The sequence below is a fragment of the Thermococcus peptonophilus genome (assembly GCF_001592435.1).
GTDB classification, from domain to species: Archaea; Methanobacteriota_B; Thermococci; order Thermococcales; family Thermococcaceae; genus Thermococcus; species Thermococcus peptonophilus.
The window spans coordinates 1-18,656 of the sequence record NZ_CP014750.1 but is presented as its reverse complement, the minus strand read 5'-3'; the positions used below and the strand labels follow the sequence as shown (position 1 = coordinate 18,656).

At 52.1% G+C, this 18,656-nt stretch carries 16 protein-coding genes; 10 read left to right on the top strand and 6 right to left on the bottom strand.

Annotated features, from left to right (window positions below; all coding sequences use genetic code 11):
• Positions 1-19: 19 nt before the first annotated feature.
• A complete protein-coding gene (locus A0127_RS00080; RefSeq protein WP_062386235.1) occupies positions 20-1,504 on the bottom strand; it encodes an MFS transporter in 1,485 nt (494 codons plus the stop codon).
• A gap of 87 nt (positions 1,505-1,591) precedes the next feature.
• On the opposite strand from A0127_RS00080, the gene A0127_RS00075 reads away from it, so the two are divergent.
• The 4 genes from A0127_RS00075 (at position 1,592) to A0127_RS00060 (ending at position 9,321) form a co-directional block, all read left to right on the top strand.
• Positions 1,592-4,351, top strand: a complete 2,760-nt coding sequence (locus tag A0127_RS00075) for a DEAD/DEAH box helicase (protein ID WP_062386232.1) — start codon at positions 1,592-1,594, stop codon at positions 4,349-4,351.
• A gap of 258 nt (positions 4,352-4,609) precedes the next feature.
• Positions 4,610-5,041: a DUF835 domain-containing protein gene (locus A0127_RS00070; RefSeq protein WP_062386228.1), complete on the top strand. Its 432-nt coding sequence runs from the start codon at positions 4,610-4,612 to the stop codon at positions 5,039-5,041.
• Between the two features lie 44 nt (positions 5,042-5,085).
• Positions 5,086-8,652: a chromosome segregation protein SMC gene (smc, locus tag A0127_RS00065; protein WP_062386225.1), complete on the top strand. Its 3,567-nt coding sequence runs from the start codon at positions 5,086-5,088 to the stop codon at positions 8,650-8,652.
• Between the two features lie 3 nt (positions 8,653-8,655).
• The gene (locus A0127_RS00060; protein WP_062386222.1) at positions 8,656-9,321 is read left to right on the top strand and encodes a segregation and condensation protein A; all 666 of its coding nucleotides are present in this window, start codon (positions 8,656-8,658) and stop codon (positions 9,319-9,321) included.
• On the opposite strand, the gene A0127_RS00055 is transcribed toward A0127_RS00060, so the two are convergent.
• The gene (locus A0127_RS00055; RefSeq protein ID WP_062386219.1) at positions 9,318-9,740 is read right to left on the bottom strand and encodes a hypothetical protein; all 423 of its coding nucleotides are present in this window, start codon (positions 9,738-9,740) and stop codon (positions 9,318-9,320) included. The two genes, A0127_RS00060 and A0127_RS00055, sit on opposite strands and share 4 nt — an antisense overlap.
• A 129-nt stretch (positions 9,741-9,869) precedes the next feature.
• On the opposite strand from A0127_RS00055, the gene A0127_RS00050 reads away from it, so the two are divergent.
• Together A0127_RS00050 and A0127_RS00045 are read left to right on the top strand one after the other, a co-directional pair.
• Positions 9,870-10,268 (top strand): DUF5658 family protein, encoded by a 399-nt coding sequence (locus A0127_RS00050; RefSeq protein WP_197463584.1) that lies wholly within the window; start codon positions 9,870-9,872, stop codon positions 10,266-10,268.
• Between the two features lie 2 nt (positions 10,269-10,270).
• Positions 10,271-12,703 (top strand): DEAD/DEAH box helicase, encoded by a 2,433-nt coding sequence (locus A0127_RS00045; protein ID WP_062386216.1) that lies wholly within the window; start codon positions 10,271-10,273, stop codon positions 12,701-12,703.
• Between the two features lie 95 nt (positions 12,704-12,798).
• Here the strand turns inward: A0127_RS00045 and A0127_RS00040 are convergent, their stop codons facing one another.
• Positions 12,799-13,638 (bottom strand): M55 family metallopeptidase, encoded by an 840-nt coding sequence (locus tag A0127_RS00040; protein WP_062386213.1) that lies wholly within the window; start codon positions 13,636-13,638, stop codon positions 12,799-12,801.
• Between the two features lie 150 nt (positions 13,639-13,788).
• Here A0127_RS00040 and A0127_RS00035 point away from each other — a divergent pair, with 150 nt between their 5' ends.
• Positions 13,789-14,025, top strand: a complete 237-nt coding sequence (locus A0127_RS00035) for a hypothetical protein (RefSeq protein ID WP_062386208.1) — start codon at positions 13,789-13,791, stop codon at positions 14,023-14,025.
• Here A0127_RS00035 and A0127_RS00030 read toward each other — a convergent pair.
• The 3 genes from A0127_RS00030 to A0127_RS00020 all read right to left on the bottom strand — a co-directional run bounded on the left by A0127_RS00030 (position 14,014) and on the right by A0127_RS00020 (position 15,635).
• Positions 14,014-14,778, bottom strand: coding sequence for a geranylgeranylglyceryl/heptaprenylglyceryl phosphate synthase (locus tag A0127_RS00030; protein ID WP_062386204.1), 765 nt, complete (start codon positions 14,776-14,778; stop codon positions 14,014-14,016). The two genes, A0127_RS00035 and A0127_RS00030, sit on opposite strands and share 12 nt — an antisense overlap.
• 213 nt (positions 14,779-14,991) lie before the next feature.
• A complete protein-coding gene (locus A0127_RS00025) occupies positions 14,992-15,195 on the bottom strand; it encodes an antitoxin family protein (RefSeq protein WP_062386201.1) in 204 nt (67 codons plus the stop codon).
• An 11-nt stretch (positions 15,196-15,206) separates the two neighbouring features.
• A complete protein-coding gene (locus A0127_RS00020; protein ID WP_054841531.1) occupies positions 15,207-15,635 on the bottom strand; it encodes a GIY-YIG nuclease family protein in 429 nt (142 codons plus the stop codon).
• 63 nt (positions 15,636-15,698) lie between these two features.
• Here A0127_RS00020 and A0127_RS00015 point away from each other — a divergent pair, with 63 nt between their 5' ends.
• The 3 genes from A0127_RS00015 (at position 15,699) to A0127_RS00005 (ending at position 18,604) form a co-directional block, all read left to right on the top strand.
• A complete protein-coding gene (locus A0127_RS00015; protein ID WP_062386198.1) occupies positions 15,699-16,106 on the top strand; it encodes a DUF2095 family protein in 408 nt (135 codons plus the stop codon).
• A gap of 88 nt (positions 16,107-16,194) precedes the next feature.
• Positions 16,195-17,973: a ribosome biogenesis/translation initiation ATPase RLI gene (locus A0127_RS00010; RefSeq protein ID WP_062386195.1), complete on the top strand. Its 1,779-nt coding sequence runs from the start codon at positions 16,195-16,197 to the stop codon at positions 17,971-17,973.
• A gap of 79 nt (positions 17,974-18,052) precedes the next feature.
• Positions 18,053-18,604 carry a ferritin family protein gene (locus A0127_RS00005; protein ID WP_062386191.1) on the top strand — a complete coding sequence of 184 codons (552 nt, stop codon included), beginning with the start codon at positions 18,053-18,055 and terminating at the stop codon, positions 18,602-18,604.
• Positions 18,605-18,656: the final 52 nt, after the last annotated feature.

Here is an 18,656-nt window from a genome sequence, read left to right as displayed (position 1 = left end):
ATAACAGAAGGAAAGGGCGTTACTCAACTATAACTTCCTCTTCTCCTCCTTCCTTAACCTCGCGTATCTTTCCCCTCTTCATGACCTCAACAATGGCAAATGCCAGCAGGGCCAGGAGGAGATAAACCATGGACGCTCCCCCAAAGAGCACCTCGTAGGCCTTCTCCGTCGGGATCTTGATCTGGACGAAGGCCGGAGCCCCCGGCGGGTGGAAGAGGACGTAGTAGGTGCTCATCACCGTTCCCGCTATTGCCGGCCCCCAGGTAGAGCCGAAGTTCCTGAAGAGTGTGTTTGAACCAGTGGCAATGCCCATCATTCTCTTCGGTACTGAGAAGGTCAGCACGTTGATAAGAGATATGTTCATGAGGTTTATGCCCACCCCAACGAATACAAGCGTTGTCACAAACTGCCAGAGGGACATCTTCGTTGCGTAGAGGGACATTACTGCGAGAGCGCCGCTTCCTATGAGGGCACCCGCTATTGCTATGGGCTTTGCTCCTATCTTGGGCATGAACTTTCCGGCGAGCGGGGCAACGATGAGCATGACGAGGGCCATTGGGGTCATGAGCAGGCCGCTCTGGAGTATCGTCTTTCCAAAGCCGTAGGGTTCCGGCATCTGGAGGAGGTAGGTGTTCGCCTGGCTCATCATTGAGAGGCCAAAGGCCGCTAACATTATGCCCAGGTTGGCTATGGCGGGGTTCCTTGAGGAGATTATGCCGAGCGGCAGCAGCGGGTTTTCCGCTCTCATCTCCCAGAGGACGAGCAATATGGCACCAATGACACCAACCGCAAATAGCACGAGGGTTTCTTTAGCGGTCCAGCCTATGTTTGGCGCCCTCGTGACCGCCACGAGCATGGGCACCACGAAGACCGTAAGGAGAACCGCCCCGACCCAATCAACCTTTCCGGGGTTTATGTAGCGGCTCTCCCTGAGTATCCTCCAAGCGAGGAAGAACATCAGCACGGCGAAGGGAGCCGCCGAGTGGTAGGTCCACCTCCATCCCCAGTTCTGGGTGACCCACGCGCCGAGGGGGAGCGCTATGACCATACCCACCGCGAACATGGCACTTATCATTCCCTGTACCTGCGGCACCATACTTGGCGGAAACTCCTCGCGGACGAGGGCAAACGCGAGCGGCATAATTGCCATTCCAAAGCCCTGGATGGCTCTAGTAACGAGTAACCACTGGAAACTCGGCGCGAAGCCGTTGAGGATGACTCCCAGCGTGTAAAAGCCGAGCGCCACGAGGAACATCTTCTTTTTTCCGTACATGTCTCCAAGTTTTCCAAAGAGGGCGACGCTAACGGTCCCAACGAGGAGGTATATGGTCAAAATCCAGCTGACGTCGTTGGGGTTTATCGCGAACTCCTTCTGGATCGTCGGCAAAGCCGGCGTCAGCATCGCCTCGGTGTACATGACGAGGAGCGGGAGGAGAACGACCACAATAACCGCTTTCTTTGCGTAGGTCAGGTCGTAGGTCTCACCATTCTCGACTACCTGCATTTTTCACCACCGATGTATCGAACGATATATCACTTATAAAGCTAGCGGTCGGTAGAAATTATAAACCGTTTTTAACTATGTGAGCACATGCACCCCCTCCTCAAGAAAGCCATAAAGGATCGCTTTGGGAGGCTCAACAGACTCCAGCAGGATGCCTTCCGCGAGGTTAGTTCCGGGAAGAGCGTTCTGATTATAGCGCCTACTGGCTCAGGAAAAACAGAGGCCGCCGTTCTGCCCGCCTTCAACGAAATCCTTGAGGAGGGGCTGAAGCCGATTTCTGCCCTCTACATTGCCCCGCTGAAGGCCCTCAACAGGGATCTCCTCGAGAGGCTCGAATGGTGGGGTAAGAGGCTCGGAATAACCGTTGAGGTGCGCCACGGAGACACCTCATCCTACAGGAAGGCGAAACAGGTAAAGAACCCCCCGCAGATGCTCATTATAACCCCCGAAACCCTCGGTGTGATTTTGACCGTTAAATCCCTCCGAAAGCACTTGACGAATGTGAAGTTCGTCATCGTGGACGAGATAGCAGAACTTGTAGATAATAAGCGCGGCGCCCAGCTCCTCCTCGGTCTTGAGAGGCTCGCTGAGATTGCCGACTTCAGGAGAATCGGGATGACGGCAACGGTGGGTAACGAGGACGAGGTTAGGGAGTGGCTGAAGGCTGATGTCATAGTCAAGCCTAACTGGAAGAAGGCCTACCGCTTCCACGTGCTGTATCCAAAACCTGAAGAAAAAGACGAAGAGCTCGCCAGAAAGCTCAGCGTTTCCCCTGACATCGCGGCGCGCCTCAGGATTCTATGGGACATCGTTGAAAGGCACGGAAAGGCCCTGGTATTCACTAACACGCGTCAGTTTGCAGAGATTCTCGCCCATCGGCTGAAGGCGTGGGGGAAACCCGTTGAAGTCCACCACGGCTCGCTCTCGAGAGAAGCAAGGATAAACGCCGAGAAGGCTCTCAAGGAGGGAAAGATAAAGGCACTGGTGTGCACATCCTCGATGGAGCTCGGCATAGACATCGGTGACGTTGACGTCGTGATTCAGTACATGAGCCCGAGGCAGGTAAACAGGCTAGTCCAGAGGGCTGGAAGGGCGAAGCACAGGATAGGGGAGGTAAGCGAGGCATACATTATAACGACGAACGTTGAGGACTACCTTCAGAGTCTGATCATAGCCAAACACGCTCTTGAAGGCCGATTTGAACCCCTTGAGCCGATCGGCGGACTGGACGTTCTGGCCCATTTCGTCGTCGGCCTGCTCGTTGAGTACAGGCGACTTCCGAGGGAGAGGCCCTACGAGATAGCGAGGAGGGCGTACGTTTACAGGGATTTGAGCTGGGAGGACTACCTTGATACGCTCAAGGTGCTCGAAGACGCCCGAATAATAGGCTACGACGAGGGGATCAACCAGCTCTACCTGCGCAGGGGGGCCTTTCAGTACTACTATGAAAACCTCTCAACGATACCCGATGAAGTCTCCTGGAGGGTCATAGACGCCAAGAGCGGAAACATCGTTGGAAGGCTCGACGAAAGCTTCGTGATGGACCTCGAAGAGGGCATGGAGTTCGTGATGGGCGGGAAGAGCTGGATAGTGCTCAAGATAGACGATGAGGCTAAAATCATCAAGGCGCGCGAGAGCCCGAGCATCGAGAGCGCCATACCAAGCTGGGAAGGCGAGATGATACCCGTTCCCTTCAGCGTTGCCTTTGCCGTCGGCAGGCTGAAGAGAGAGCTTGTCTTCGACTTCAAGAACGCGCTGTCACTCCTTGAGGGTGTTGAGTTCAGCAAGGAGGAACTAAAAAGGGCATTTGAAGAGATAAAGGATGAGCCGTTCTCGACTGATAGGGACATCTTTGTGGAGAGCACTCCGAAAGCGCTCGTTATCCACGCCGACTTCGGCAACAGGGCGAACGAGGCTATCGGCAGGATAGTCCACTCCCTCCTGATCCTCCGCTACGGCAGGGTGTTCTCGGTGAGGGCGCAGGCACACGCGGTAGTCTTCAAGACACCGTTCCAGCTGAACCCCAATGAGGTCAAGCGCTACCTCTACCAGGAGCCGGAGAGCGTTGAGTTCATCGTGGCGAGATCTTTGAGGGATTCCCATGCCTACCGCTGGAGGATGCTGAACGTTGCAAAGCGCTTCGGGGCCCTGAGAAGGGACGCGAAGATAAGGAAAGTAGAACGACTCTTCGAGGGGACGGTCATTGAGAGGGAGACGCTGAACGAGCTCTATCACGATAAGGTTGATGTAAAGACTGCCGAACTGGTCATGGAGATGCTGAAGGTAGGAAGCCTCAGGGTCAAAACCGCCCTCAGGAAAGAGCCCTCGACACTTGCCAGGCTGAACATGACCGTTGGCGGAGAGTTCCTATTGAGCGGAGTCCTTGAGAGGGACGAAGTCCTTGAGCTGTTCAAAAGGAGGCTCCTTGAGCACGAGGTAGTTTTAGTCTGCACCAACTGCGGCTGGCATTCGAGGACTAAGGTTGCCCGCTTGAGGAGCATCGGGGAAAGGGAATGTCCTCGCTGCGGCTCGAAGATGCTCGCCGTTGCTCACCCGATAGATGCGGAGGAGTTTTTACCTGTTCTCGATAAGGTCAGGCACGGGGAGCCCCTTGATAAGAGAGAGGAGCGGGTTTACAGAAAGTTGCTGAAAGCCGCGGACTTGGTTGATACATACGGCTTTGATGCCGTTTTGGCCCTGGCCAGCTATGGAACCGGGCCTGATACAGCGGCTAGGATACTCGCCCAGTACAGGGGAGATGCTCTGTTGGTAGCCCTGATGGAGCGTGAGAGGGAGTTCATAAGGACGAGACGCTTCTGGGTCGATGAGGGACAAAGAAGAAAATGAAAATACAGTGCCCAGGTGTAATGCACTTTGTGCTGGTATTCAATGAGATTCAAAATTTTCTGCCCATCGGGTTCCACCTATATTGTCGAATCTGTGTCTGTAATAGATTTTCCACATTATAAAACTCAGTTATACAGCCTAGGAACAAAGATGACATTATATGTTCCATACTTGGATGTATACCTTTAGTCCGAAGTAAACCTTATAAGGAGTAACGAACAATTTTCCAACGTAGTGAGCACTAGGGGATGTCTGGTGATGCACGTGGCCCTCCCATTGAGGAGAAAGAGGGACGTTCAAACTCCAATCATAGACTATCGAGAGCTCGACAGACTACTTACCCAGGATAGCTACAAAAAGCTTCTCATAACTCGTCGGCCGATTGTCAATTCCACTCCTAGCGACGTGGTACTGATCTGGGTGAGCAAGGCAGGCCACCCCAGGGCCATAAAACCTACTGACCTCCACATACTCGAGAGCATCGTGTGGAAAGAACTTCAAAACGGCACCAAATCTGTAATTCTGGACGCACTCGAATACCTTATAATTGAAAACGGCCTGGAGAGTGCGCTGAGGTTCGTCGGAAAGCTGAGGGACATAGCCATCCTGAACGGGGCGAAGTTTTACGTCACTGTTAGTGAAGGAATTGACGAAAAAACCCGCGCCATGCTCCGCAGAATAGTTGAGTGAAGTTTATATACTGTGGACTCTTCTCCAAGATTTAGGTGTGGGTGATGCCTTACATTGAGAAAATTGAAATGAAAGGTTTCAAATCTTATGGTAACAAAAAGGTTGTAGTGCCGCTTGCGAGGGGTTTTACTGCTATAGTAGGAGCAAACGGTTCTGGAAAGAGCAACATCGGAGATGCCGTTCTGTTTGTCCTTGGAGGACTTTCTGCAAAGGCTATGAGGGCCAGCAGAATAAGTGACCTCATTTTTGCCGGCTCAAAGGGTGAGCCACCTGCCAAATATGCAGAGGTGGCCATGTATTTTAACAACGAGGACAGGGGCTTTCCGATAGATGAAGACGAAATCGTGATAAAAAGGCGCGTCTATCCCGATGGAAGGAGTACGTATTGGCTCAACGGGAAGAGAGCAACGAGGAGCGAGATAATAGACCTCTTAAGCGCTGCCATGATCTCTCCAGAGGGGTACAACCTCGTCCTGCAGGGCGACATAACTAAGTTCATTAAAATGTCTCCAATCGAGAGGAGGCTCATCATAGATGAAATCTCTGGAATAGCCGAGTACGATGCCAAAAAGGAGAAGGCCCTAAAAGAGCTGAAGCAGACAGAGGAGAACCTCGCGAGGGTTGACCTCCTGATAAGGGAAGTGAAAGCCCAGCTCGACAAGCTTGAAAAAGAGCGCAACGACGCCCTCCGCTACCTCGACCTTAAGGAGAAGCTGGAAAAAGCGAGGGTTACGCTCCTTCTGGCGGAAATAAAGAGGCTTGAAAAGTTCATTGAGGAAGGCGGATCGCGGGAGGAAGAAATTGAGGGGCAGATCAAGTCCCTTGAAGACAGGCTGAAGGAGATAGCCAAGGAAATAGTCGCGAAGGAAAAGGAACTCGCCGAAATAGAGCGCCAGCTTGAGGAGAAGAGCGGCGACGGCATTCTCGAAATAACGAGGAAGATAAGCGAGGTCAAGTCCAAGATAGAGGTCGCGAAGAGGAACATAGAAAACGCGCAGAAGGAGATAGAGGAGAGCCAAGCCCGCCTCAGAAAGGCAAAAAACGAGTTAAAACGTGTTTCTGATGAAATAGAGAAAAGCAAAGGAGCTGTGAAGCGCTGGAGAAAGAGGAGAGAGCAGCTCCTCGTCCAGATAAAGGAGAGGGAAACCGTCAGAAACGAGCTCGTTATTAAGCTGGGTGAGATAGACAAGCGCTTCTCCGAGGCCAGGGAGGAGTTCGACAAGGTGGTTGCTGAGCTTGAAGAGGCCAAAAAAGCACTCTACATGAAGGAAGGTGACATATCCAAGTTTGAAGAAGAGATCAGCAGGGCCAAAGCCAGGATAACCCAGTTTAACGCTAGGAGGAACCTTCTGAAGGAGAAAATAGCGGAGGCAAAAGCTTCTCTCGAAGCCAAGAGGTCTGAGCTGTCCCAGATAGAGGGCAAAATATCCAAAGTGGAATCAAGGCACAGAAAAGCCGAGAAGGAGCTCGAAGAAAAAACAAGGGAGCTCCATAAGGTAGAGAGTGAGCTGGCTAAGGCAAGAGAAGAGCTGATTAAAGCTGAAGCCCAGAGGGAAGTCAGGGGCAACAGAGCCGTCGAGTTTCTGAAGTCCCAGAGAATAGAGGGCCTATATGGCACTCTTGGAGAGCTGATAAGCGTTCCCAGGGGTGAGTATGCTTTAGCTGTTGAAGTCGCACTCGGCGGCAACTACGACAACGTCGTGGTGGAGGACGACAGGGTCGCCGAGAGGGCTATAAAGCTCCTCAAGGAGAAAAAGCTCGGCAGGCTGACGTTTTTGCCACTCAACAAGATAAAGCCGCGCTCCATGAAGGAAAAGCCGAAGCTTGGAATTCCAGCTATGGACGTCGTCTCCTACGACCCCCGCTTCAGGAATGCGGTTGCCTACGCCCTCGGGGATACCCTCATAGTGAACGACATGGACGAGGCGAGGAATGTCGGAATAGGAAAGGTCAGAATGGTCACCCTCGGCGGGGAACTCCTCGAGAGGAGCGGTGCGATAACTGGAGGCCACTACAAGCCGAGGGGCAGGCTGGGAGTCAACGTTGACGAGATAAAGAAGAGGGTCGAGACCCTCAAGAGCCAAAAGGAAGCCCTTGAGGCGCAGATGAACGCCCTAAAGGTAGAGGTTAAGGGGCTTGAGAACGAGCTTTTCGAGCTCCGCATGAAGAAGAGCGAGCTTTCAAAGGACATTCAGGTCATCCAGAAGGAACTCGACTCCTACCTTGCCGAAGACCGCTCCCTCAAGGAAGAGATTGAAGAAAACGAACATCTCATCTCGGAGCTTGAGAAAAGGATAGAGGAATCGAAGGGCGAGATGGCAAAGCTCAGGGGGAGAATAGAGAGACTTGAGGGGAAGAGGGAGAAGATAAAGAAGGCCCTTGAGAACCCGGAAGCGAGGGAGCTGAACTCAAAGATAAGGGAAATTGAAGCGGAGATATCCAAGCTCAAGGAAGAGTTAAGCAGGGTTGAGAGCAAGCTCGAGAGCCTCGACTCGAGGATAAACGAAGAGCTCCTCCCAAGGAAGGCCGACCTCGAGGAGGAGATAGAAGGCCTTATCAACAAGATAAACGCCCTGAACGCCTACATCGAGGAGAATAAAAACGCCATAACAGAGCTTGAGAAAGAGCTTGAAGAGCTGAAGAAGGCTGAAGAGAACGTCAAGGGCGAACTCAAGGAACTCCGCGATAGGAGGGAGCAGATAAGGAAGGAAATAGCCGAGCTCAGAAGGGAGAAAGACGAGCTTACCTCAAAGCTCCAGGAGCTTAGGATAGAGGCTAATACACTAAAAGTCAGATTGGCGCAGGTCGAGACAACACTCCGGGAGAAGAAGGCCGAGCTCAAGCACTTTGATGAAAAGCTTGTACGCTCGATAAAGGAAATCCCGCTTGAAGTTGAGAAGCTCAGAGAGGACATTGAGAGGATGGAGGAGGAGATACGCTCGCTTGAGCCCGTTAACATGAAGGCCATTGAGGACTTTGAAGTTGTCGAACGCAGGTACCTTGAGCTGAGCAGCAAGCGCGAGCAGGTTCTAGCCGAGAAGGAAAGCATAGAAGAGTTCATAGAGGAGATCGAGGGGCAGAAGAGACAGGTCTTTCTCCAGACCCTCAATGCAATAGCTAAGAACTTCTCTGAGCTGTTTGCAAAGCTCTCACCAGGAGGAGAAGCGAAGCTCATCCTTGAGAACCCTGAGGATCCGTTCTCAGGAGGGCTTGAGATAGAGGCGAAGCCGGCCGGTAAGGACGTCAAGAGGATAGAGGCCATGAGCGGCGGTGAAAAGGCGATAATAGCGCTCGCCTTCGTCTTTGCAATTCAACGCTACAAGCCGGCCCCCTTCTACCTGCTCGACGAGATTGATGCCCACCTCGACGATGCAAATGTCAAGCGTGTTGCTGACCTAATCAAGGAAGCTTCCCAGAACAGCCAGTTTATCGTAATAACTCACAGAGATGTCATGATGGCGCAGGCAGACAGGATAATCGGTGTCAGCATGAGGAACGGCGTTTCAAAGGTGGTCTCCCTCAGCCTCGAAAAGGCCAGGAAGATACTTGAGGAGATAAGGAAGAGGGACGAGGCCGAGCACAGGGAGATGTTCGGCCGGCTGGAGGCGTGATATATGGAATCCAGATTCGAGCCGGAGATAACACCCGTCGACATCCTCCTCCAGCTCGTTCAGATGGGAAAAGTTGATCCATGGAACATTGACATAGTTGACCTAACGGAAAAGTACATAGAGCGCCTTAGGGAGATGAAGGAGCTTGACCTGCGCATCTCGGCGAGGGCAATTCTGGCAGCTTCCATTCTTGTCAGGATGAAGAGCGAGGCCCTTCTCTACTCCGACGAGGAGCAGGAAAACGGGGAAGAAGAAAAGGAGCGCATCCGCGTGGATGTCGAACCGCTGGCACCGCCCTTGAGAAGGGCGGAGCGCTACTACACCTTCGAAGACCTCATCGAGGCCCTCATGGACGCCCTTGAAGAAGCTGAGAGGAGGAAGCCGAGAAAGAGGAAGCGCGAGGAAGTCGAGGAGGAGATCTTCGTCGTTGATGACTTCCGCGTTGACATTGAGAAGCACGTGAACAGGCTGTATGAGATAGTCAGAAAACTCTACAGCGAGACCAGAGAGCCGATACGCTTCTGGGATTTGGTCTTTGATCCGCAGCCGAAGATAATAGCCAGAACATTCCTCTATCTGCTTTTCCTGTCCAACATGGGGAAGGTAGACCTCCTCCAGGAAGAGCCTTTTGGAGAAATCCTGGTAGTCCCGCTGGAGGAAAACTCCTAACTCCTCTCCTCCCTTTTCGCTGGGCGGAGGGTAATGACTAGGAATGGAGGTTCGCTCCCAACGTAGAGGCTCTTCTTTTCCCTGTTCAGGTAGAAGCAGTATTCACCATCGGGGACTGCCTCAATAAACTTTTCGGGCCTGGTAACCTTCGCAACCCGCCCATCGAAATATACGCACTCGTAGGAGCCCATTATGTCCCTAACCCGCTCAAGAATCTCGCTCTTCTGAAGCCTCTCACAGTCTAAACGAGTGCACACGAGTGACTTCCTCCCGTCTGTAAATATCGTGATTTTCTCGTTGACATCGATCCGCTTGGAGCGGTCCAGAAAGGCCCACAGCTCGGAGTATATCCTTTCGAGCCTGCCCCTCTTTGCAAGCCTCTTCTTCAGCCTCTCCTTTGCATGGCGGGTGAACAGCATGAAAGAACATTACAGGAGAACAATTAAAATTTGTCGATAAGGTAGCTACACATGTAGATACATATGTAGGTTATGACTTCATCAAAAAGTATTTAAAAGATGATAAATAAAAGAGGACTGAGGTCAAAAATGGTGGAAACAAAAGGAAAGGTTTATAGCGTAGTTTTTTTGGCGTTCTCATTCCTCGACGCGCTTACTACTTGGGTTGGAGCCCATAAGGGCTTCTCCGAGACAAATCCAATCGTTGCGAGCAGACTTTCCGATCCAGGGCTGTTCTTCGGGAGCTTTGCGTTTTTCACTGTGCTCGGGCTTCTGGTAATACTCGTGTCAGGCTATATGAGCCGCTTTTCCAGGGTCTTTGGGTATCTCTCCCCACTTTTCATCCTGCTGAAGGCACTGCCAGTGTTCAACAATGTGTATCTTCTGGCAGGGAGGAGTGTTATATTTGCTTCACTTCCTGTGGGGTTCCTGCTTCTATCCCTCGTTAGGAACTCAGGAAAACTTTTATTCTCTCCCACCAAGAGTTGATTATGCAGTACCTCAGAAGAGACCTCATAGAGCCCCGTGTTTACCAGGAGGTCATTTACGCCAGGTGTAAAGAGTCCAACTGCCTCGTTGTCCTCCCGACAGGGTTGGGAAAGACCCTCATAGCCATGCTCATAGCTGACTACCGCCTCTCAAAGTACGGCGGAAAGGTTCTCATGCTCGCCCCGACGAAACCGCTCGCAGTTCAGCACGCTGAGAGCTTCAAAAAACTCTTCAACCTCCCGCCTGAGAAGATAAACATCCTGACAGGGGAGCTGTCTCCAAAGAAGAGGGCTGAAGTCTGGAAGAATAGTGTCATAATAACCGCTACCCCCCAGACCGTTGAGAACGACATCCTAACTGGAAGAATATCCCTTGAGGACGTGGTTCTCCTCGTCTTTGACGAGGCCCATCGAGCAGTCGGGAACTACTCTTACGTCTTTATAGCGAAGGAGTATCTGAAGACCGCAAAACATCCGCTCGTTCTGGGCCTTACGGCCTCCCCCGGAAGCGACGAAGAAAAAATAAGGGAAATAGTGAGAAACCTTGGGATAGAAAGGATAGAGGTTCGGACTGAAAGCTCTCCCGACGTCAAGCCCTACGTCCAGAGGATAGCCTTCGAGTGGGTTAAGGTTGACCTCCCGGGCATCTACAAGGAAGTCCGCTCCATCCTTCGCGAGATGCTGAAGGAGAGCCTCAAGCCCCTCGCCCAGTTTAAGCTGGTTTCGACGTATTCCCCGGACATCTCAAAGAAGGAAGTCCTCCAGGCAGGCTCAAAGATCAACCAGGAGGTAGCGAGGGGGGACTACGAGCTCGGAAGGCTGAGGATGCACCAAGCGAAGGCTGTAAAGCTCCTGCACGCCCTTGAACTGCTTGAAACCCAGGGTCTCACCGCCCTTCGGGCCTACCTGAAGAAGCTCAGGGAGGACAAGAGGACAAAGTCGAGCAGAGAACTAATGGAAGACCCGCGCATGAGGAAGATTATCTATTTGCTCGTCCAAGCGAAGGAAGCAGGCATAGACCATCCCAAGATGGAGAAACTGAAGGAGCTCGTTAAAAAGCAGCTCGAAGAAAAACCAAACTCCAAGATAATAGTCTTCACGAACTACCGCGACACCGGAAAGAAAATCGTCGAGGAACTGCGCTCTATTGGGATCTCCGCCGGGAGGTTCATCGGGCAGGCGAGCAGGAAGAATGATAGGGGGATGAGCCAGAGGGAGCAGAAGGAAGTCCTCGACCGCTTCTCAAGGGGAGAGTTCAACGTCCTCGTTGCCACGAGCGTCGGGGAAGAGGGCCTGGACGTCCCTGAAGTTGACCTTGTAGTGTTTTACGAGCCGGTTCCCTCAGCAATAAGGAGCATTCAGAGGCGGGGAAGAACCGGGAGGCACAGGCCGGGAAGGGTCGTCATCCTCATGGCCAAGGGGACGAGGGATGAAGCCTACTACTGGGCTTCCCGGAGAAAGGAGAAGGGAATGTTCGATGCGATAAAGAAAATCGCGAGGGAGCTTGAGGAGGCACATAGGGAAAAGGCGGCGGTTCAAGAGGAAATTGATAGAGTACATGCTGGTGTTGAAAAGTCAAGGAGGAGTGTCGATGTGTCCAAGGGGAAGATCACCCCGCTGGACGCTTTCCTGAAGCCGAAGAAGGCTGAGAAAGCCGAAGCGGAGAAGGGTGAAGATGCTAGAAAAGCCACATCCCAAGCCCCCGAAGAAAAATCAGCTGAAAAGCCGAAAGAAACGACCGAAGAGCTTCCGATAAAGCCCATCTTCGTGAGAAAGCCAAAGGGGATAGTGGTCTATGTAGATTCCCGGGAGCTGAGGAGCGGTGTCCCGAAGCACCTCAGGGAGCTTGGAGCTGAAGTTGAAGTGAGAACCCTCGACGTTGCCGACTACGTTGTTAGCGAAGAGGTGGGCATAGAGAGGAAGAGCGCCAACGACTTCATCCAGTCGATAATCGATGGAAGACTTTTTGATCAAGTGGAGAGGCTGAAGAGGGCTTACGAGAAGCCGGTAATCATCATTGAAGGGGAGCTGTACGGCATAAGGAACGTCCACCCCAATGCAATAAGGGGAGCGATAGCGGCGGTGACCCTGGACTGGGGAGTCCCGGTACTGTTCTCATCAGGCCCAGAGGAGACCGCCCAGTTCATCTACCTCATGGCGAAGAGGGAACAGGAGGAGCGGAAGAAGGAAGTCCGGCTGAGGAGCGAGAAGAAGGCCCTAACGCTGGCCGAGAGGCAGAGGCTGATCGTTGAGGGCCTTCCAAACGTCTCGGCAACGCTGGCCAAGAGGCTGTTAAAGCACTTCGGCAACGTCGAGAGGGTCTTCACGGCAACGGAGGAGGAGCTGAAGGAAGTTGAGGGGATAGGGCCGAAGAAGGCAAGGGAGATAAGGAGGGTCATCACGGCACCCTATGTTGAGGAAGAGGATAAGGCTTAAGTTTTCGAAATTGTAGTGGAGACCGCCCCCGGGAAACCGCGGGGGATGAGCGCCTCGGCGAGCCGTGATTCCCCTTCGCTCCCCGGGGGCACACTTCAGCCGAAGAGCGCCCTCACGCCAGATGCAGCAAATATCAGAAGTTCTATCATCTTATAGGCCTCTTCCACGCTGTTTGCTTCAAACTCGACAGTCTTACCATCCATCCTCCTGACCCGGGGACACAGCTCGGCTGCGTCAGCAAAGCCGCTGTTCAGGAAGCGCACCCCTACTTTAACGGGCTTCTCCACACTCAGGGGTTTTATAGCTCCCTCTTTCCAGCGCTTTACAGCCTCTTTTGTGCCTTTTATGAGGAGCTTCTTTATTGCTTCCATTGAGGGGCTGATGGCTGAGTACCTTGAGAAGCTCTCCTTGAGGGGAACACCAACGGTCTCCGGAAGTGCCTCTTTCACGTCCCCTTCAAGCAGTGCCCTGTCGCCAGCAACTAGGATGACGGGAACGCCCCATTCTCCGAGCAGGTAGGCGTTTAGAAGGGTCTCGCTGACGGGCCTCCCGTTCACGGTTATCCAGTCTATCGTGGCACTGCTGTAAGTGTGGTCAAAAGTCGCCCCTCTAACGCCACTCCTTGCGTGATAGCCAAGAAAGATGGCCACGTCACTTCCCTTACCTCCAACAACCATGCTGAGGGGCCTGGGAAAACCCCTAACGAGCTTTACAAAGCTGGGCATTTCTTCGGGGATGATGTTCACCATGGGACCATGGCTGTCGGCGACAACGACCTCCTCAAAGCCGAGCTCGTGGAGTGTCGTTGCGGTTATCTTAACGACCTCTGTCGCTATTTTTCTGGCCTCTCCATAGAGCACCTTCTTTACGCTCAGGTGTTCGGGACTGACGACGTGGGGTAGACCCTCCAAGTCGAGGGATATGAACGCCTTCATTGGCACCACCTCTTTTCTACAGGAATCGGAACAATAAATCCCTTTTGATCTGGCGATAACTACCAGGAATATCCCGTGGACAGCCTAACAACTACCGCTCATGAAAAAGGTTTTATATGCCTTCTTTTATAGAATAAAGTGGTGATAAGCATGCAAATCGTCGAAATAAACATGAAGCTCCCCTACAAGGAGAGGGGGGCAATACTATCGAAGATCGTTTCCAAGCTAGGTGACAGGATAAGGGACATACACTTCCACCCGCCTGATATTAATGGCCTGAGTGAGGTCAGAATAGAAATCCTGAGCGAGGGAACCAAAACCCTTACCGAACTTAAAAAGCTCATAAATAAAGGAAGAGTGTCCTTTAGGGTTCTTTCAACGGTCTGATTTTACACCCCTGTTTAGTTCTTCCAGCTTTTCCCTGGCCCTTTCAACGGAGCCCGCCTTTTCTATTGCGGTTCCGGTGACAATGATATCGGCTCCAGCCTTTACGGCAGCCCTCGCCTGCTCCCCAGTTCTGATGCCGCCGCCGACTATCAGAGGAACATCAATAACGCGCTTTACAAGGCCTATCATCTCGGGCGGAACTGGTTGAGGTGCACCGCTTCCCGCCTCAAGATAGACGAGTCTCATCCCGAGATACTGGCCGGCTAAAGCGTATGCTGCTGCTATCTTCGGCTTGTGCCTTGGGATGGGCTTTGCATCCCCGACCCAGCCCACGGTCTCTCCGGGCTCAATGATCAGATAGGCCATCGGGATTGGCTCTATGCCGTAGCGCTTGACCTGAAAAGCTCCCAACGCCTGGGCGCCGGTTATGAAGAACGGGTTTCTCGAGTTGAGAAGGCTCATGAAGAAAATGGCATCGGCGTATTTGCTTATCCCGCCGTGTGAACCTGGAAACAGGATCACGGGAAGGTTCGAGCTTTCCTTTATGGCCCTAACAACGCTGTCGAGGACTTCTCCCTCGGCTCCTGTTGAGCCGCCAACCATTATCGCATCAACGCCAACTTCTTCGCTTATCCTCGCCAGTTCTCCCGCGAGTTCAGGCGAAACGTCGTCCGGATCGAGAAGAAAGAAGTGGAGCTTCTCTTTTTCTAGCTTTTCGTGAATGTATGTTTCGACTTTTCCAAGCTTGAGCATAGTTACACCCCCATAAACTTTCTGATGTCATCTTCACCCATGGATTCGTCAATTAAGAGACAGTGCACGCCAAGACTGTTAGCATGGGCACACATAGGTTTATCACGGGTTATTAGAGAGTATCCCCTCTCAAGGGCAAGGGCTAGGAAATAAGTCTGCTTTAATTGAGGATGATTCGAATTGTAAAAAAAGGCTCCTATAATGACGTTTGTATCAATAACGAACCCTCTTTCTCCCTCTAACATCGTCCAGCACTTCCTCGATATCTGTGTTAACGGGAATTCCCTTAACATTCTCCATTAAGTCCCAAATTGTTTCTCCAACAATAACTTTAACCTTGGCCCCCTTGGGGAGATTAACTTTTTTGAGAGGCCTAAACTTCTCCCCATCATAGACGGCCTCGATAACTGTCCCCATTGTTTTCCACCTTATTCAAGTATTTCCTCAGCACTTTTAACGGTTTTCCAGCTGAGACCAAGTCTGGCAAGAACTCCGATGAGGATTTTGTCAGGCTCCCCTTCGAAGCGGTAGAGGTTTGTGCTAACTCTGACGTCTCCAGCTCCGAAGCCTTCCACCGGCTCTCCAAACTTCGAGACCTCCAGTGAAAGCTTCTCCTCAAGTCTTTCTTCGCTCGGAATTAGATAGGCTCTCAAAAGTTCCGCCTCTTTGAGGAGGTAGTCAATGTGCCAGTGGAGCTTCTTGTCTTCTCTGAAGTGCCTTTCTACCCTCTTTTCGAGAGAGTTCATAGCGGAGCCAACGTAGACGTAGTAGCCCGCCTTTAATGGAAACTCCCTGGCTTTAGTGCGGATGATTTTGTCGTTCTCCAAGAGAATTACGAGAAAGTAGGAACCCTTCATATGTGGCGGTTTGCTGCAGGGTTTATAAAGAGTTCCGCCGAGTCCTAAACAAAGGTGTTGATCATGGTCGAAGACGAAAAGAGAGAGGTTAAAAAGCGCCCCGTTGATGAGTTCGCATGGCAGGAATACGACCTTGAAGAGTTTAAAAGAACTTTTCCGGCCCTTGCGAGAGAGCTTGAGGAGGAACCTGGCCTGAGCATAGACGCCTACAGGACTTCCGAGGAGAAAGCCCTCGAAGAGGAAGAGCTTGAACTCCAGGACTTCTCCGGCTACAGCCCGACGATAATCGACTTCCTGAGGAGATGTGAGACCGACGATGAGGCCCTGGAGATAATCAACTGGATGGAGGAAAGAGGAGAGATAACCCACGAGATGGCAAAGGAGCTTAGGATAGTCCTGGCCAAAAGGGGAGTAAGGGCCTTCGGGCCGAAAAAGGAGTGGGGCTGGTACGAGAGACACGGCAGGCATTGAGATACCTTGTTCCCCCGGTTTTTCTATGGGGTTGTCACCGCCCGCAACCCTTTAAAAGGCATTTTCCCAGTCCCGCCCGGTGGTGAGAATGCCAAGGATAGCGGTCATCGATTACGACAAGTGCAATCCGGATAAGTGCGGTCACTTCCTCTGTGAGAGGGTCTGTCCCGTAAACAGGATGGGCGGAGAGGCTATCATAATAGACGAGGAGAACTACCGCCCGATAATCCAGGAGGCGAGCTGTACGGGCTGTGGAATCTGCGTCCACAAGTGCCCGTTCAACGCGATAACGATAGTGAACCTACCGGAGGAGCTTGAGGAAGGCTGTGTCCACCGCTACGGGATAAACGCCTTCGTCCTTTACCGCTTACCTGTAGTCAAGGAGGGTATGGTCGTCGGTGTCCTCGGTCCAAACGGAACCGGTAAGACGACGGCCGTTAAAATACTCTCGGGCCAGCTCATCCCGAACCTCTGCGGAAACAACGATAACTGGGACAACGTTATCAAGGCATTCCGCGGCAACGAGCTCCAGAACTACTTCGAGAAGCTCAAGAAGGGCGAGATAAGGCCTATAGTCAAGCCGCAGTACGTTGACCTCATCCCGAAGGCCGTGAAGGGGAAGGTTAGGGACCTTCTCAAGAAGGCTGACGAGAGCGGAAAGTTCGACGAAGTCGTTAAGGAGCTTGAGCTTGAGAACATCCTGGATAGGGAAATCCAGCAGCTGTCGGGCGGTGAGCTCCAGAGGGTTGCAATAGCGGCGGCTCTGTTGAGAAACGCCCACTTCTACTTCTTCGATGAGCCCTCAAGCTACCTCGACATAAGGCAGAGGCTCAGGATAGCGAAAACTATCAGGAGGCTCGCCGAGAGCGGAAAGAACGTTCTCACAGTCGAGCACGATTTGGCCTTGCTCGACTACATGAGCGACATCATCCACGTCGTCTACGGTAAGCCCGGTGCCTACGGTATATTCTCCCAGCCCAAATCGACGAGAAACGGTATAAACGAGTTTCTGAGAGGCTACCTGAGGGACGAGAACGTTCGCTTCAGGCCGTTTGAGATAAGCTTCACGAAGAAGAGCGAGAGAAAAGCTCAGGAAGGTGAGATCCTCGTCCAATACCCGAGGCTAGTGAAGGACTACGGCTCATTCAGGCTTGAGGTCGAGGGCGGAGAGCTCTACGTTGGAGAAGTTGTTGGCATCGTCGGGTCGAACGGTATCGGAAAGACGACCTTCGTGAAGATGCTCGCCGGGGTAGAGAAGCCGACGGAAGGAGAGGTTGACTGGTCGCTGACCGTTAGCTACAAGCCCCAGTACATCAAGACAGACTACGAGGGGACGGTCTTTGATCTTCTGAGCAAGATAGACACCTCAAAGCTCATGAGCAACTTCTACAAGACGGAACTCCTCAACCCGCTCGGCATTCCCGACCTCTACGACAGACAGGTAAACGAGCTCTCCGGTGGTGAGCTTCAGAGGGTCGCCATAACCGCCTGCCTGCTCAGGGACGCTGACCTCTACCTCCTCGACGAACCATCGGCTCACCTCGACGTCGAGCAGAGGTTAGCCGTCTCAAAGGCCATCCGCTCTCTCATGGCCAAGAACGAGAAGACGGCGCTGATAGTCGAGCACGACGTCATGATGGTTGATTACCTCAGCGACCGCCTCATAGTCTTTGAGGGGGAGCCGGGCAAGTACGGAAGGGCACTCCCGCCGATGGGAATGAGGGAGGGAATGAACCGCTTCTTAGCCAACATCGGAATAACCTTCAGGCGCGACCCCGACACGGGAAGGCCGAGGGCCAACAAGGAGGGCTCGGTTAAGGACAGGGAGCAGAAGGAGATGGGCGAGTACTACTACCTCTCCGCTTGAGTTCTATCTTTTTTGAGTTTTCTAACGTAGAGTCGGGAAACGTTATAAATTAGATTGCTCAATCACCCCAGGTGGTGGGATGTCAAGGATTGCTTATAGAGAGGATGAGAAGGAGAACCTCAGGAGAATCATTGCCCAAATCTATAAACTCGATTATAAGAACCTCCTCTCCTACTGGGCCACCCAAGAGGTTAAAAAAGCTGAAATGTACCAGCTTCTCTACCATCTTGCCAAAAAGATCAACTGGGATGAGCGGATCGCGGGGCTTTTCAGGGAGATGTACATTGATAGCGTTACCCAGGCCGAAAAACTGATCAGTGTTTTTAAAAAGCAGTTTCCTGAAGAAAAGATGGAATACTCCGAGATTTCTTCCCTGGAGGTGGAGTTATCAGAGGAGCGCTTAAAAGATGCTGTATTCAGTGGACGCTTTAGAGAGGTCCTAGGAACCCTCATTGAGATTGAAAGATTAGCTGAAGAAATTTACGGACATCTAACTGAAAAAACTGAAGACAAGGAAGCTAAAAACGTATTCTCATGGCTCTATAAGATTAGCAGCGAACACTACAACCTTCTGGGGAGATTATATGAGGAAATTTTCGACAAAACAAATTCAGATGATATAAATGGATAAAAACGGGTGATAAATGGATAAAAACGGGTGATAAATGGATAAAAACGGGTGA

What these genes read in the sequence shown, in the direction of transcription:
- A0127_RS00080 (WP_062386235.1), bottom strand. Translation starts at nt 1,504, where the DNA reads ATGCAGGTAGTCGAGAATGGTGAGACCTACGACCTGACCTACGCAAAG.
- A0127_RS00075 (WP_062386232.1), top strand. Translation starts at nt 1,592, where the DNA reads ATGCACCCCCTCCTCAAGAAAGCCATAAAGGATCGCTTTGGGAGGCTC.
- A0127_RS00070 (WP_062386228.1), top strand. Translation starts at nt 4,610, where the DNA reads ATGCACGTGGCCCTCCCATTGAGGAGAAAGAGGGACGTTCAAACTCCA.
- smc (WP_062386225.1), top strand. Translation starts at nt 5,086, where the DNA reads ATGCCTTACATTGAGAAAATTGAAATGAAAGGTTTCAAATCTTATGGT.
- A0127_RS00060 (WP_062386222.1), top strand. Translation starts at nt 8,656, where the DNA reads ATGGAATCCAGATTCGAGCCGGAGATAACACCCGTCGACATCCTCCTC.
- A0127_RS00055 (WP_062386219.1), bottom strand. Translation starts at nt 9,740, where the DNA reads ATGCTGTTCACCCGCCATGCAAAGGAGAGGCTGAAGAAGAGGCTTGCA.
- A0127_RS00050 (WP_197463584.1), top strand. Translation starts at nt 9,870, where the DNA reads ATGGTGGAAACAAAAGGAAAGGTTTATAGCGTAGTTTTTTTGGCGTTC.
- A0127_RS00045 (WP_062386216.1), top strand. Translation starts at nt 10,271, where the DNA reads ATGCAGTACCTCAGAAGAGACCTCATAGAGCCCCGTGTTTACCAGGAG.
- A0127_RS00040 (WP_062386213.1), bottom strand. Translation starts at nt 13,638, where the DNA reads ATGAAGGCGTTCATATCCCTCGACTTGGAGGGTCTACCCCACGTCGTC.
- A0127_RS00035 (WP_062386208.1), top strand. Translation starts at nt 13,789, where the DNA reads ATGCAAATCGTCGAAATAAACATGAAGCTCCCCTACAAGGAGAGGGGG.
- A0127_RS00030 (WP_062386204.1), bottom strand. Translation starts at nt 14,778, where the DNA reads ATGCTCAAGCTTGGAAAAGTCGAAACATACATTCACGAAAAGCTAGAA.
- A0127_RS00025 (WP_062386201.1), bottom strand. Translation starts at nt 15,195, where the DNA reads ATGGGGACAGTTATCGAGGCCGTCTATGATGGGGAGAAGTTTAGGCCT.
- A0127_RS00020 (WP_054841531.1), bottom strand. Translation starts at nt 15,635, where the DNA reads ATGAAGGGTTCCTACTTTCTCGTAATTCTCTTGGAGAACGACAAAATC.
- A0127_RS00015 (WP_062386198.1), top strand. Translation starts at nt 15,699, where the DNA reads ATGGTCGAAGACGAAAAGAGAGAGGTTAAAAAGCGCCCCGTTGATGAG.
- A0127_RS00010 (WP_062386195.1), top strand. Translation starts at nt 16,195, where the DNA reads ATGCCAAGGATAGCGGTCATCGATTACGACAAGTGCAATCCGGATAAG.
- A0127_RS00005 (WP_062386191.1), top strand. Translation starts at nt 18,053, where the DNA reads ATGTCAAGGATTGCTTATAGAGAGGATGAGAAGGAGAACCTCAGGAGA.